Raw genomic sequence first — 11,825 nt, 5'->3', positions numbered from 1 at the left:
TCATGCGCGCCTTGAGGGCATGTGCCGCCCTTCTGGCACTTGCCGCCTGCAATGAAGACACGCCTATGCCCCCTGTCGGGGCATGGGTCTTGCAGTCTGATCCAAGCATAACCTTGGAGGTGGACGCAGAATTTAACTTTTACGGTCAAGGCCCCTGCAACCGTTATTTTGGTCGGTTCGAAGTGGTGGATACTGGCCTTAGGTCAGGCCTAATTGGCGCTACGCTGATGGCCTGCCCCAATCTCGACCAAGAATTCGCCTAATTCAGCGCCCTTGAGGCGACCCGCAGCACGGCTGTGAAGGATGGGCAATTGGTTCTGCGAAGTGCTGAGGGCGCAGCCCTCGTTTTCAGCCCTCAACCTTGACGGTTGAGGATATCCACTAAGCGCCCACGCGCGGCGGGAAGTGGGCGATCCCCCAAACTGGGGGCCAAATGATTGGCCAAGAAATGCCCTGTCAGGCGCAAGCCTGCTTGCCGTTCAGCGTGATCAGCGGGGCCAACCCCCTGCAAAAAACGCGGCAAGGGCAAAAGGCGATCTGCCCATTCACCCGCCGCATCGCGCGCCACAGCGCGCCCTGTGCGCGGCGACACATAGGCCAAATCCTGCGACACACCTGTGCGGGCGCAGTGGCTCAGATCAAGGCCAAAGCCCAACTCAGACAACAGCGCCAATTCCCATTGCACATAGGCATCGAGCCAATGATCCGCACCAAGCCCATCCAGCAGTGCAAGGCTATGGGCATAAATCGCGGGGTAAGCGCTGCGTTCAGGCAGGGCAAAAGACAAAAGTGCGCAAACCGCGTTGAGCCCTGCAAGCTGCACAGGGTCGCTCATCACAGGGGCCGCGCGCGCGATCAAAGGCTCGATTGTGAAGGCGCCCATATGATCCGCGAGACGCGCGCGCCATGTCGCCTGAAGCTGCGTTCCAACTTGCAAATGGGCGGCCATTTTGCGAGAGGCGCCACCCCGCAAAACGCCCACGAAACGGCCCTGCTCTGCCGTGAAAATTTCAAGGATGGCGGCAGATTCCCCATGGCGCCGCGCCGCGAGCAATACACCTTCTGCGTGCCATTCCATCAGATCAGACCCTTTGCTGAGGCTAAAGCAATCCCTCTTGATCTAGCATATGCCGACCCGCACGATCTTCCACCTCAATCACCCAAAGATCAGGGTCAAATTTGCGCTGTTTGGCGATGGCTGCATCCACCTCGGCCTCTGGCCCTTGCGTCAGCACATCCCAGACCCGCGCACCAGTCTCTAGATCAAACCCACGATGAAACAAGGAGGCAGTGCCATCAAGCAAGGACAGCTTAACCAAGACCGCACCCGCATCGCTATCACCCCGCGCCACGACAAAGGCGGGGATCTCGGACAAAGACAGCCGCCGCAGATAGGCCTGAACCCAAAACTCTGCGCGCAGACGGGGGGTCACTTGGTGTTCCCGTCCTTAAAATCGAGGCCCATTTCTGAATAGCGCTCAGATTCTTCGAGCCAATTCGGGCGCACTTTAACCTGCAAAAATAGATGCACTGTGCGGCCAAGAAACTCGGCCAATTCTTCGCGCGCGGCGCGCGAAACAGCCTTAATTGTTTCGCCCCGATGGCCCAACAAAATGCCCTTATGTCCGTCACGGCTGACGTAAATCACTTGATCAATGCGCGCGCTGCCATCATCGCGTTCCTGCCAACTCTCGGTTTCCACCGTCAATTGATAGGGCAATTCTTGATGCAGGCGCAGTGTTAGCTTTTCACGGGTCATTTCCGCAGCGATCATGCGCATTGGCAAATCCGCAATCTGATCCTCAGGGTAAAGCCACGGCCCCTCTGGCATCTCTTGCGCCAACCATTCGCGCAAATCGCCCACACCATGGCCGCGCTCTGCTGAGATCATAAAGGTTTTCACAAATGGAAAAGCCGCGTTGGCCTTTTCGGTCAGCTTCAACAACTGAGGGGCCTCAACGCGGTCGATTTTGTTTATCGCCAAAGCGATCTTCCGACCCGAGGCCTTTTCAAGCAAACCGCTCAAGATTTCCCTCACCCCTTCGGTCAATCCACGATGGGCCTCGATGAGCAGGACAACCACATCCGCATCTGCGGCCCCTGTCCAAGCGGCCGCGACCATCGCCCGATCCAAACGGCGGCGCGGCCGAAACAGACCAGGCGTGTCGACAAAAACAATCTGGCTTTCTCCCTCAAGCACCACACCACGAATACGTGCGCGGGTGGTCTGCACCTTATGGGTCACAATTGAAACTTTTGCCCCGACCATATGATTAAGCAAGGTAGATTTACCTGCGTTCGGCTCACCAATAAGGGCAACAAATCCAGCGCGGCTGGTCATGGGCAGTTCCTTTTTTCAACGATCTTTGGGCATAGCGGGAAATCAGCCCTAGCGCCAGACGCATTAAGCGGAACCACCCTCTAGGGCGGCAAGCAATTTTTTTGCGGCTTCTTGTTCGGCATGACGCTTGGCTTTGGCACTGGCCTGCGCGGCCTCGCCCGAACTGAGCGTAACTTCGATGGTGAAGGTGGGGGCATGATCTGGCCCCTCACGGCTTAGCTCGGCATAGCGAGGCAAGCCTTTGCCCTTGGCCTGCGCCCATTCCTGCAAGGCGGTTTTCGCATCGCGGGCGTCATCGGCCACTGTATCGGCCTTGCCCGCCCAAAGACGACGGATCAGCCCACGCACCGCGTCATAGCCTGCATCCAAATAGACGGCGGCAATCACAGCCTCCATCGCATCGCCCAAAAGGGCATCTTTGCGGCGCCCTCCCGTCATCATTTCGGATTTGCCCAATTTCAACACCGCGCCCAAATCTACGCTGCGCGCGACTTCGGCACAGGTTTCCTTGCGCACAAGTGCGTTAAAACGGGGGGCCAATTGCCCCTCTGGCGCGTCTTGATCCTGTTCGAGCAACAGCTCAGCAATGACCAATCCCAAAACGCGATCTCCCAAGAATTCCAAGCGTTGATTATCCGCACGGGTCGGAGAGGAGAGCGAAGAATGCGTCAAAGCCCGCAAAATCAATTCGGGGCGGGAAAAGCTATGCCCTAAACGGGCGCAAAACTCGTCAATCTCACGCGATAATTTCACTGTAATGCTCTAAAAAACCGATCACTGCGCCATGTCCAGAAATAGACCATGCGATTCCCTGCAGAGGAAAAGATCACCCGATCTGCGCGACCCAAAAGATTTTCAACAGGCACGAATCCAACCCCGCCAATAGAACGTGGGAAACGGCTATCTTGAGAGTTGTCACGATTGTCGCCCATCACGAAGACATGGCCTTCGGGCACGGTAAATTCGGGGGTGTTATCCGCGAAGGAGCGGTCATCAATATTTAACACCGCATGCGATACCCCATTGGGAAGCATTTCAATCGCGCGGTCTTTTTCGCAGATCCCACCCGCCCCAACAGGCGCATTGGAACAGCGCGGCAGGTGGCCCAACGGGCCTTGTGGCTCGAACGCCTCAACGAAAGGTGCTGTTGGCTCTTGTGGGACGGGCGTGCCATTGATGATCAACTGGCCGTCTTGAACTTGGATCACATCCGCGGGCAGACCAATAACACGCTTGATAAAATCTGCGTCATTGGTGGGATGGCGGAAGACGGCGATATCACCACGCTCGGGCAATGTCTCGAAGATGCGGCCCGAGAAGGGACACATCGAGAAAGGGCAGCTGTGACGCGAATAGCCATAGGCCATTTTATTCACAAACAGGAAATCACCGATCAGCAACGTGTCTTTCATCGAGCCTGACGGGATCCAAAATGGCTGAAAGAACAAGGTGCGAAAGACACCCGCAATCAACAGCGCGTAGACAATCGTTTTGATCGTCTCACCAATTCCCTCTTTTTTTGCCTTATAGCTTGCCATGCGTTTCGCCCCATCCGCTAAAAAATCGCGGTGGCCTTCGCCTGTGGCACCCTTGTGTCGCATCGCGGCAGGATTGCCAAAACGTCAACCGACCCATGCCCCTCATGGGCTGCGCGCGCCCTGCTGTCAAGCAAGCGAACGGTTTGGCGGGGTTGGCATAGCGGGAAGTTGCGCAGATATCCCATCAGGCAGCGCCTCGATCACAACGAATGCCTGCGCCCATGGGTGATCATCGGTCAATGTAACGTGGATAACGGCATCATACCCTTCTGGGACCATTTCGTTGAGCCGCTCTTGCGCCCATCCTGTGACGTGCATCACGGGCTGGCCCGTTTCCAAATTCGTCACCGACATATCGCGCCACGCAATCCCCATGCGCAGCCCCGTTCCCAGTGCCTTGGAACAGGCCTCTTTGGCGGCCCATCTTTTGGCGTAAACCGCAGCGGGGTTTTGCATGCGTTCGGCACGTTTTTGTTCATGTTCGGTGAACACGCGGTTGCGGAACCGATCACCAAACCGATCAAGCGCACGTTGGATGCGTTCGATATTTGCCAGATCCGTTCCGATCCCCAAAATCACGCGCGGGCCTCCTCCATCAGGCGGCGCATTTCACCGATGGCCGCAGACAACCCTGTAAACACCGCTTCGCCGATCAAGAAATGACCAATATTCAATTCGCGCACCTCTTTGATGGCCGCAATCGGGGTGACTGTCTCATAATTCAATCCGTGCCCCATATGCACCTCAAGGCCCAGATCAGCCGCCTGTTTTGCACCTGCAATCAAGCGGGAAAGTTCGGCTTTGTGGGCCTCCATCTCACCCTCGGCATGGTAATCGCAATAGGCCCCCGTATGCAGTTCAATAACAGGCGCCCCAATGCGCGCGGCCGCCGCGATTTGCAGCGGGTCTGCGGCGATGAACATCGACACACGGATGCCGGCATCGCGCAAAGGCGCAATGAATTCCGCAAGGCGCGCCTCGTCCCCTGCCACATCAAGGCCACCTTCGGTGGTGCGTTCTTCGCGCCGCTCAGGAACGATACAGGCGGCATGCGGGCGATGAGACAGGGCGATTCTTTGCATCTCCGCGGTGGCGGCCATCTCGAAATTGAGCGGGGTTTTAATCGCCGCCATCAGCCCCGCGATATCTTCGTCCCGAATGTGACGGCGGTCTTCGCGCAAATGCGCCGTAATGCCATCAGCCCCCGCCGCTTCGGCCAAGAGGGCAGCCCTCACAGGATCAGGAAGCGCACCACCGCGCGCGTTCCGCAATGTTGCGACATGGTCAATATTGACCCCCAGCCTAAGATCGCGGGTCATCTGGTGCCTCCCACCTATTGGACAATGAACATTAATCTAGCGTTTTGCGCCCAAAGTGCCAGCCTGTTCGCGGCGTTTCTCAATCTTCGCTCTGCGCTTGGCAATACGGCGCTTTTGATACGCACGGATCAGAGGCACACTGATAAAATAGGCCAAGATTGATGATAAAATCCCCGGAATAATCGCCCCAATCATCCATGGCAAAAATACCGTGTCATAGAAAATCTTGAGTTCATGCCAATGCGCGGGCGCCCCTGAGAAGATCGACCACAGGTTATGCAACAAATCACCCGCCGCCCCCCGAAACCGCGCAATCAACCCTGCATTCACATCACTGCGCATGGTTGAGCCAAGCATGAAATGCCCTGTTTCAAGCGAGATTATCGCGATCGGCACATAGGTCAGCGGGTTGCCGACAAAAGTCGCCAGAAGCGAAGCAATCACATTGCCCCGCAAAATCCATGCAAGCAGAGCTGCGATGAAAAAGTGGAACCCAAAAAAGGGCGTAAAGACCGCAAATACACCAGCGGCAACACCGCGCCCAATCGATTCCGCCGATCCCGGCAGGCGGTTCAGACGATGGGTGACATATTGGAAGGCACGCATCCATCCGCCACGCGGATAGACCCATTCGGCCACAATCCGAAGCAAGGGTCGCTGATCCCTTCGCTTAAACACCACGGATTGTTCCTCTCCCTTACTCGCGTAGCTACACCCGCGCCGTGTCGGGTCTAAGGACGCCTTTCGACATCTCGATAACGGCCAAGCTTAGCGACATCGCTATCAGCCTCCAATGCCATCATCACCGCATGCAGATGTTCAGCATCCCTTACATCAACATCAATTAATAAACGAAAGAAGTCTGGCTTTCGGTCGATAAAATGTAAATCAGAGATATTGGCATTTTGTTCGCCAATCAATGTGCAGATTCTTCCCAAAACACCGTTAAAATTCGAAATCGTCACGTTGATCGTGACGTTATGCACCGCAGCGTGCCGACCTTCTGACCAATGCAGGTCAATCCAACGCTCGGGCGCGTTGTCGAATTCAGCCAAAGATTCGCAGTCAATCGCATGAACCATTGGCCCACGCCCCCGATAGGTGATGCCCACAATCCGTTCACCTGGCACGGGCTGGCAACATTGGGCACGCTGCACATCTGACCCCGAAGGCAAACCAATCACAGCCCGCTTTTGATCGACATCGACAAAATCACCGCTGGTGGCGAGTTCTGGATAAAGCTTGGTCACCACATCGCGCGCCGAAATTTCAGCAGATCCGATCCGCGCCAAAACCTCGTCACCATCTTCTAAGCCAAGCGCCTTGGCGGCTGTGTCCAAGGCCTTGGGGGTGGATTTCTTATTGGCATGCTCAAACGCCACCCGCGCCAATTCGCGCCCCAATTTGATGTAACGCCCCCGATCCTCTTCGCGGAGGCGGCGGCGGATTGCGGCCTTGGCACGACCTGTCACCACGATATCAATCCATGTGGCCTGCGGGCTTTGACCTTCGGCGGTCACAACCTCGACCGATTGGCCATTTTTCAGGCGTGTCCAAAGCGGCACGCGAATGCCATCAACCTTGGCCCCCACGCAAGAATGGCCAATGCGCGTGTGAATCGAATAGGCGAAATCCAACGGGGTCGCCCCGCGCGGCAACTTCACAACATCCCCTTTAGGCGTGAAGCAAAACACTTGGTCGGAATACATTTCCAACTTCACATGTTCGAGGAATTCGTCATGATCCTCGGCCATCTCAAAGCGTTCTGTCAGCGTGGACAACCATTTTGCAGGATCAACCGCAAACGGGTTCGCCGCGCGCACACCGTCTCGATAGGACCAATGCGCCGCGACACCAGATTCAGCAACTTCGTGCATCTGGCGCGTGCGGATTTGGATTTCAACACGCTTACCATCTCGCCCTGAAACAGAGGTATGGATCGAACGATAGCCGTTCGACTTGGGCTGGCTGATGTAATCCTTGAATCTTCCCGGAACAGAACGCCATCTTTGATGCATCGCCCCTAAAACGCGATAGCATTCATCCTCTGTCTCAACGATGACGCGAAATCCGTAAATGTCAGACAAACGCGAAAACGCGAGGTCTTTTTCCTGCATTTTGCGCCAAATCGAAAAGGGCTTTTTGGCACGCCCATAGACATCGCCAGAAATGCCATGCTTGGCCAAAACGGCTTCGATATCATCGGTGATCTTTGGGATCACATCGCCCGATTCTTTCTGCAGGGTCAAAAAGCGGCGCATGATCGAATTGCGCGCTTCGGGATTGACCACGCGAAAGGCGAGGTCTTCCAACTCCTCGCGCATCCATTGCATCCCCATACGGCCTGCAAGCGGCGCGTAGATATCCATTGTCTCGCGCGATTTTTGCAGCTGCTTTTCGGCGCGCATATGGCGGATGGTGCGCATATTGTGCAATCGGTCGGCCAGTTTCACGAGGATCACGCGCAGATCCTTGGACATGGCCATGAACAATTTGCGGAAGTTCTCAGCCTGCTTTGATTCGCGATTGGACAGCTGCAAATTGGTCAGCTTGGTCACGCCATCGACCAATTCCGCAACATCCGTCCCAAAACAGCTTTCCAGTTCGGAATAGGTGCCCTTGGTATCTTCGATCGTGTCATGCAGCAGCGCCGTTGCGATTGTGGCATCGTCCAGCCGCATCTCGGTTAGGATCGCTGCCACCGCAACAGGGTGGGTGAAATAAGCCTCACCCGATTGGCGCATTTGACCCTGATGCATATCCTGCGCATAGGAATAGGCCCCCCGCAGGAGGGCCTCATTGCATTTTGGATTGTAGTTTCGGACAAGACTGATCAGATCATCGGCATCGAGAAGGCCGCTTCGATCTGATCCATTTCCGTCCATAAATCGCCTGTATTAGTTCTGCCCCTGCGCTTCAAGCAGGGCACGCAACATCTGTTCTTCGGTCATGTCATCCGCTTGTGGACGATCCTGATCGGCGCTTTGCAGCAATGTCATCGTGTCTTCTTCAGGCTCATCAACCTCAATCTGAGTTTGATGCGATTCAATGAAACGCTCGCGCAGGCCATCTGCGGATTGTGTCTCTTCTGCAATCTCGCGCAACGCAACGACAGGATTCTTGTCATTGTCGCGATCCACAGTAAGCGGCGAGCCAGACGCCATTTCGCGGGCGCGATGTGCAGCAAGCATCACCAATTCAAAGCGGTTGGGAACCTTGTCTACGCAATCTTCTACCGTCACGCGGGCCATACTAAACTCTCCAAGGCTGATTAAGGGAGGGGCGCAAGCCTCGTAAATAGTCAGACCGCCCCCGAAATACAAGTGCAAAAGACCGCGCGCGCCCTCACAGTGGATTGATCTCACGACACTCTTCGGGCGGCAATTTTGCGCGCAATTCAGAAACCGTTTCGTCAAGGATCGGGTGACACCAATTTGGGGCAACATCACAGAGCGGGATTAAAACAAAGCCGCGCTCAGCCATGCGGGGGTGAGGTAAAATCAATTGATCAGGCGCGCGCGATTGCGCCTCTTTTGTCGAGAGATTGGCCCAAACTTGCCATATGTCTGGGTCTGGCAAAACCAAATTGCCGAGGCCCAAAAGATCCAAATCCAACCCACGCGCGGCCCAGCGTTGTAAACGGCTGCGGCCAAAATCGGCCTCTATGGCATGCAGCTTTTCCAGCAGCAAATTTGGGCTTAATAGCCAGTCAAAGGAGATCGCCGCATTCACAAAATCAGGGCCAGAACCTGCAGGAAATGCAGGGGTTCGATAGAGTTGGCTCAATTTGAAATCGCCACCACCCTGCGCGGTCACATAGTCCCGCAACTGTGCAATCGCACGATCCAAAACCACGCGCGGCGCCTGCCCCTCGACAGGTAGATTTGAGCCAAGCGCGACAATTGCCTTGCGCGGCTCCGCATTAGAAAGGAAAGCTTGCGCCAAATGATTTATCCCCTATTTTGCTCTGCATTGCTGATCGTGATATTTTGACGAATTATTCAAGGCCGCGATTGGTCTGTTTATTATAAGGTCTTTCAAATGTTTTATCGTGATGAGCGCCTCGCGCTCTTTATTGACGGCTCAAATCTTTATGCGGCAGCCAAGGCTTTGGCTTTTGATATCGACTATAAACTCTTACGCCAAGAATTCATGCAACGCGGAAAACTTCTTCGCGCATTTTATTATACGGCCCTTCTTGAGAATGACGAATATTCCCCGATTCGCCCTTTGGTGGATTGGTTGAACTACAACGGGTTCACCATGGTGACGAAAGCCGCCAAGGAATTCACAGATGCGCAAGGGCGGCGCAAGATCAAAGGGAATATGGATATTGATTTGGCTGTCGATGCGATGGAAATCGCAGACCATGTCGATCATATCGTGCTGTTTTCTGGCGATGGTGATTTTCGCCCGCTTGTGGCTGCCATCCAACGCAAGGGCGTTCGGGTTTCGGTTGTGTCTACCATCCGCTCGAACCCGCCAATGATTGCCGATGACCTACGGCGGCAGGCGGACAATTTCATTGAATTGGACGAGTTAAAAGACGCAGTAGGACGCCCCCCGCGCGAAAATGGCGGTGAGGATGACTTTGAGGAAAGCTATTAAGGCGCGCTGCGCACGGCACCGCGCCCCTGTTCCTCCCCCACCAGATAGAGCGACAACATCTTCGACAAATCCCCCAAGCGCACAGGCTTGGTCAGATAGGCATCCATGCCGACATCAATCCCCTTTTGGCGGTCATGGCCAACGGCGTCAGCTGTGATGGCGATTATAGGGATTTTTGAGAACCCTGACGCACTTTCACGCGCCCGAATTTCGCGGGCCATTTCAAAACCATTCATCGTGGGCATGTGACAATCGGTGAGGATCAGATCGAAACAGTCTTGATCCAGCGCTGCAAGCGCCTCGCGCCCATTGATGCGCAGGAAATGTGGCATGTGTGAGGCGTTTGCGCCGATGCCGTTTAGGCAGAAACGCTAGACGGCGGGGCCACAAAGACTTAACTGTGGGGTGATCGGAGAGATACTATGCAAAAACCGCCCCTCACCCTCTATTTGGCCGCGCCGCGCGGATTTTGTGCAGGTGTAGATCGCGCAATTAAAATCGTGGAAATGGCTCTCGAGAAATGGGGCGCACCCGTCTTTGTGCGCCATGAAATCGTGCATAACAAATTCGTGGTGGATGCCCTACGCGAAAAGGGCGCAGTTTTTGTCGAAGAATTGGACGAGTGCCCCAATGATCGACCCGTCATTTTTTCTGCCCATGGGGTGCCCAAATCTGTGCCCGCAACCGCAGAGCGGCGGCAGATGATATATGTTGATGCAACCTGCCCGCTTGTGTCCAAAGTGCATATCGAGGCGGCGCGGCATCATGAGGCGGGGTTGCAGATCGTGATGATCGGCCACTCGGGCCATCCTGAAACGATTGGCACTATGGGCCAATTGCCCGAGGGCGAAGTTGTCTTGGTTGAAACAGTGGCGGATGTTGCGACCCTCACGGTGCGCGACCCCCTGAAACTTGCCTTTGTGACGCAAACCACCCTTTCGATTGATGACACCGCCGATGTTGTTGCGGCCCTCAAGACGCGGTTCCCTGCAATTATCGGCCCGCACAAAAAAGATATTTGCTACGCGACCACCAACCGCCAAGAGGCCGTCAAGGCGATGGCGGCCAAGGCAGATGCCATGCTTGTCGTGGGCGCGCCCAATTCCTCAAATTCAAAACGCTTGGTCGAGGTGGGGGCAAAAATGGGCTGCAACTATGCGCAGCTTGTGCAACGGGCGACTGATATTGACTGGCGCGCGCTTGAGGGGATTACCAGCCTTGGTCTGACGGCGGGCGCATCTGCGCCAGAGCTGTTGGTCAATGAGGTGATTGATGCCGTGCGGGCGCGCTATGATGTGACAGTCGAACAGGTTGAGACTGCCGTGGAAAATGTTGAGTTCAAAGTGCCGCGCATCCTGCGTGAGCCTGCCTAACCATCGCCCATGGATCCGCTTTACCCATTTGTTTTTGCAGGGCTGTTTTCGCCTGGGCCAAATGTTATCCTCTTGACCACATCAGGCGCGCTGTTCGGGTTTCGCGCGACCATTCCGCATATTTTCGGTGTCGCCGCAGGGGTGGGTGTGATTGCTGCTGCCTCAAGTCTTGGCGTCAGCGCAATTTTATTGGCCTATCCAGTGGCTGCCTTAGTGATGAAAATAGCCGCAGCATCTTGGATCCTTTATATGGCATTCACCCTATGGCGGGCCAAACCGGCAGATCCTAAGGCGCGACAGGTCGCAAAGCCGTTTACCTTTCTTCAGGCTGTGATGTTTCAATGGGTCAATCCCAAGGTCTGGGCCGTCAGCCTTGCCGCCGCCGCGGGCTTTGGCGCGGGCGGCACGCTTTTGACAGAAGCCTTGCGCCTTTCCTCCGCCTTTTCAGGAATTAATCTTTTTGTCTGTCTGTTTTGGGCAGCGGCAGGAACGGCCTTAGCGCGGCTTCTGACCACGCCGCGTGCATGGAATATTTTTCGCAAAACCATGGCAAGCGCCCTCGCGCTGACAGCCGCAATGGTCTTTATGTGAGCCCCGCCCTATATTGCGCCACAGGGTCAGGTTGCGACCCAATCAACCAATCAGG

The 11,825-nt window shown here is 55.4% G+C and carries 16 protein-coding genes; 4 read left to right on the top strand and 12 right to left on the bottom strand.

What is annotated here, in order from left to right; genetic code table 11:
• The first annotated feature begins 2 nt into the window (after positions 1 to 2).
• Entirely contained in the window at positions 3 to 263 is a 261-nt protein-coding gene (locus AAC637_RS12470) for an META domain-containing protein (protein WP_340303856.1), read from the top strand.
• A 92-nt stretch (positions 264 to 355) separates the two neighbouring features.
• Here the strand turns inward: AAC637_RS12470 and recO are convergent, their stop codons facing one another.
• The 11 genes from recO to folK all read right to left on the bottom strand — a co-directional run bounded on the left by recO (position 356) and on the right by folK (position 9,143).
• A complete protein-coding gene (gene recO, locus AAC637_RS12465; RefSeq protein ID WP_340303855.1) occupies positions 356 to 1,078 on the bottom strand; it encodes a DNA repair protein RecO in 723 nt (240 codons plus the stop codon).
• A gap of 22 nt (positions 1,079 to 1,100) precedes the next feature.
• Positions 1,101 to 1,433, bottom strand: a complete 333-nt coding sequence (locus tag AAC637_RS12460) for a DUF1491 family protein (protein WP_340303854.1) — start codon at positions 1,431 to 1,433, stop codon at positions 1,101 to 1,103.
• Positions 1,430 to 2,341, bottom strand: a complete 912-nt coding sequence (gene era, locus AAC637_RS12455; RefSeq protein ID WP_340303853.1) for a GTPase Era — start codon at positions 2,339 to 2,341, stop codon at positions 1,430 to 1,432. The genes AAC637_RS12460 and era overlap by 4 nt, the downstream gene beginning before the upstream one ends.
• A gap of 63 nt (positions 2,342 to 2,404) precedes the next feature.
• Positions 2,405 to 3,094 carry a ribonuclease III gene (gene rnc, locus AAC637_RS12450; protein ID WP_317657266.1) on the bottom strand — a complete coding sequence of 230 codons (690 nt, stop codon included), beginning with the start codon at positions 3,092 to 3,094 and terminating at the stop codon, positions 2,405 to 2,407.
• The gene (gene lepB / locus AAC637_RS12445) at positions 3,091 to 3,879 is read right to left on the bottom strand and encodes a signal peptidase I (protein ID WP_340303886.1); all 789 of its coding nucleotides are present in this window, start codon (positions 3,877 to 3,879) and stop codon (positions 3,091 to 3,093) included. The genes rnc and lepB overlap by 4 nt, the downstream gene beginning before the upstream one ends.
• 126 nt (positions 3,880 to 4,005) lie before the next feature.
• On the bottom strand, positions 4,006 to 4,458 hold the full coding sequence (gene acpS, locus AAC637_RS12440) for a holo-ACP synthase (RefSeq protein WP_340303852.1): 453 nt from the start codon (positions 4,456 to 4,458) through the stop codon (positions 4,006 to 4,008).
• Positions 4,455 to 5,198, bottom strand: a complete 744-nt coding sequence (locus tag AAC637_RS12435; RefSeq protein WP_340303851.1) for a pyridoxine 5'-phosphate synthase — start codon at positions 5,196 to 5,198, stop codon at positions 4,455 to 4,457. Before AAC637_RS12435 ends, acpS begins: the two co-directional genes overlap by 4 nt.
• 36 nt (positions 5,199 to 5,234) lie before the next feature.
• Positions 5,235 to 5,876, bottom strand: coding sequence for a DUF2062 domain-containing protein (locus AAC637_RS12430; RefSeq protein WP_340303850.1), 642 nt, complete (start codon positions 5,874 to 5,876; stop codon positions 5,235 to 5,237).
• Positions 5,877 to 5,929: 53 nt separating this feature from the next.
• Complete coding sequence (locus AAC637_RS12425) at positions 5,930 to 8,083, bottom strand: RelA/SpoT family protein (RefSeq protein ID WP_340303849.1); 2,154 nt, start codon at positions 8,081 to 8,083, stop codon at positions 5,930 to 5,932.
• A gap of 12 nt (positions 8,084 to 8,095) precedes the next feature.
• Positions 8,096 to 8,449, bottom strand: a complete 354-nt coding sequence (gene rpoZ, locus AAC637_RS12420) for a DNA-directed RNA polymerase subunit omega (protein ID WP_213675507.1) — start codon at positions 8,447 to 8,449, stop codon at positions 8,096 to 8,098.
• Between the two features lie 94 nt (positions 8,450 to 8,543).
• The gene (folK, locus tag AAC637_RS12415; protein ID WP_340303848.1) at positions 8,544 to 9,143 is read right to left on the bottom strand and encodes a 2-amino-4-hydroxy-6-hydroxymethyldihydropteridine diphosphokinase; all 600 of its coding nucleotides are present in this window, start codon (positions 9,141 to 9,143) and stop codon (positions 8,544 to 8,546) included.
• 96 nt (positions 9,144 to 9,239) lie between these two features.
• On the opposite strand from folK, the gene AAC637_RS12410 reads away from it, so the two are divergent.
• The gene (locus tag AAC637_RS12410) at positions 9,240 to 9,806 is read left to right on the top strand and encodes a LabA-like NYN domain-containing protein (protein ID WP_317657259.1); all 567 of its coding nucleotides are present in this window, start codon (positions 9,240 to 9,242) and stop codon (positions 9,804 to 9,806) included.
• Here the strand turns inward: AAC637_RS12410 and AAC637_RS12405 are convergent.
• Complete coding sequence (locus AAC637_RS12405; protein ID WP_340303847.1) at positions 9,803 to 10,138, bottom strand: response regulator; 336 nt, start codon at positions 10,136 to 10,138, stop codon at positions 9,803 to 9,805. The two genes, AAC637_RS12410 and AAC637_RS12405, sit on opposite strands and share 4 nt — an antisense overlap.
• Before the next feature lie 90 nt (positions 10,139 to 10,228).
• On the opposite strand from AAC637_RS12405, the gene ispH reads away from it, so the two are divergent.
• Together ispH and AAC637_RS12395 are read left to right on the top strand one after the other, a co-directional pair.
• On the top strand, positions 10,229 to 11,179 hold the full coding sequence (ispH, locus tag AAC637_RS12400; RefSeq protein WP_340303846.1) for a 4-hydroxy-3-methylbut-2-enyl diphosphate reductase: 951 nt from the start codon (positions 10,229 to 10,231) through the stop codon (positions 11,177 to 11,179).
• A gap of 9 nt (positions 11,180 to 11,188) precedes the next feature.
• Complete coding sequence (locus AAC637_RS12395; protein ID WP_340303845.1) at positions 11,189 to 11,770, top strand: LysE family translocator; 582 nt, start codon at positions 11,189 to 11,191, stop codon at positions 11,768 to 11,770.
• Positions 11,771 to 11,825 lie beyond the last annotated feature (55 nt).

Source organism: Roseobacter sp. HKCCD7870, from assembly GCF_037830315.1.
Taxonomy (GTDB): Bacteria; Pseudomonadota; Alphaproteobacteria; order Rhodobacterales; family Rhodobacteraceae; genus M30B80.
The sequence above is the reverse complement of the archived record's forward strand: the minus strand, read 5'-3'. Positions and strand labels throughout refer to the sequence as shown.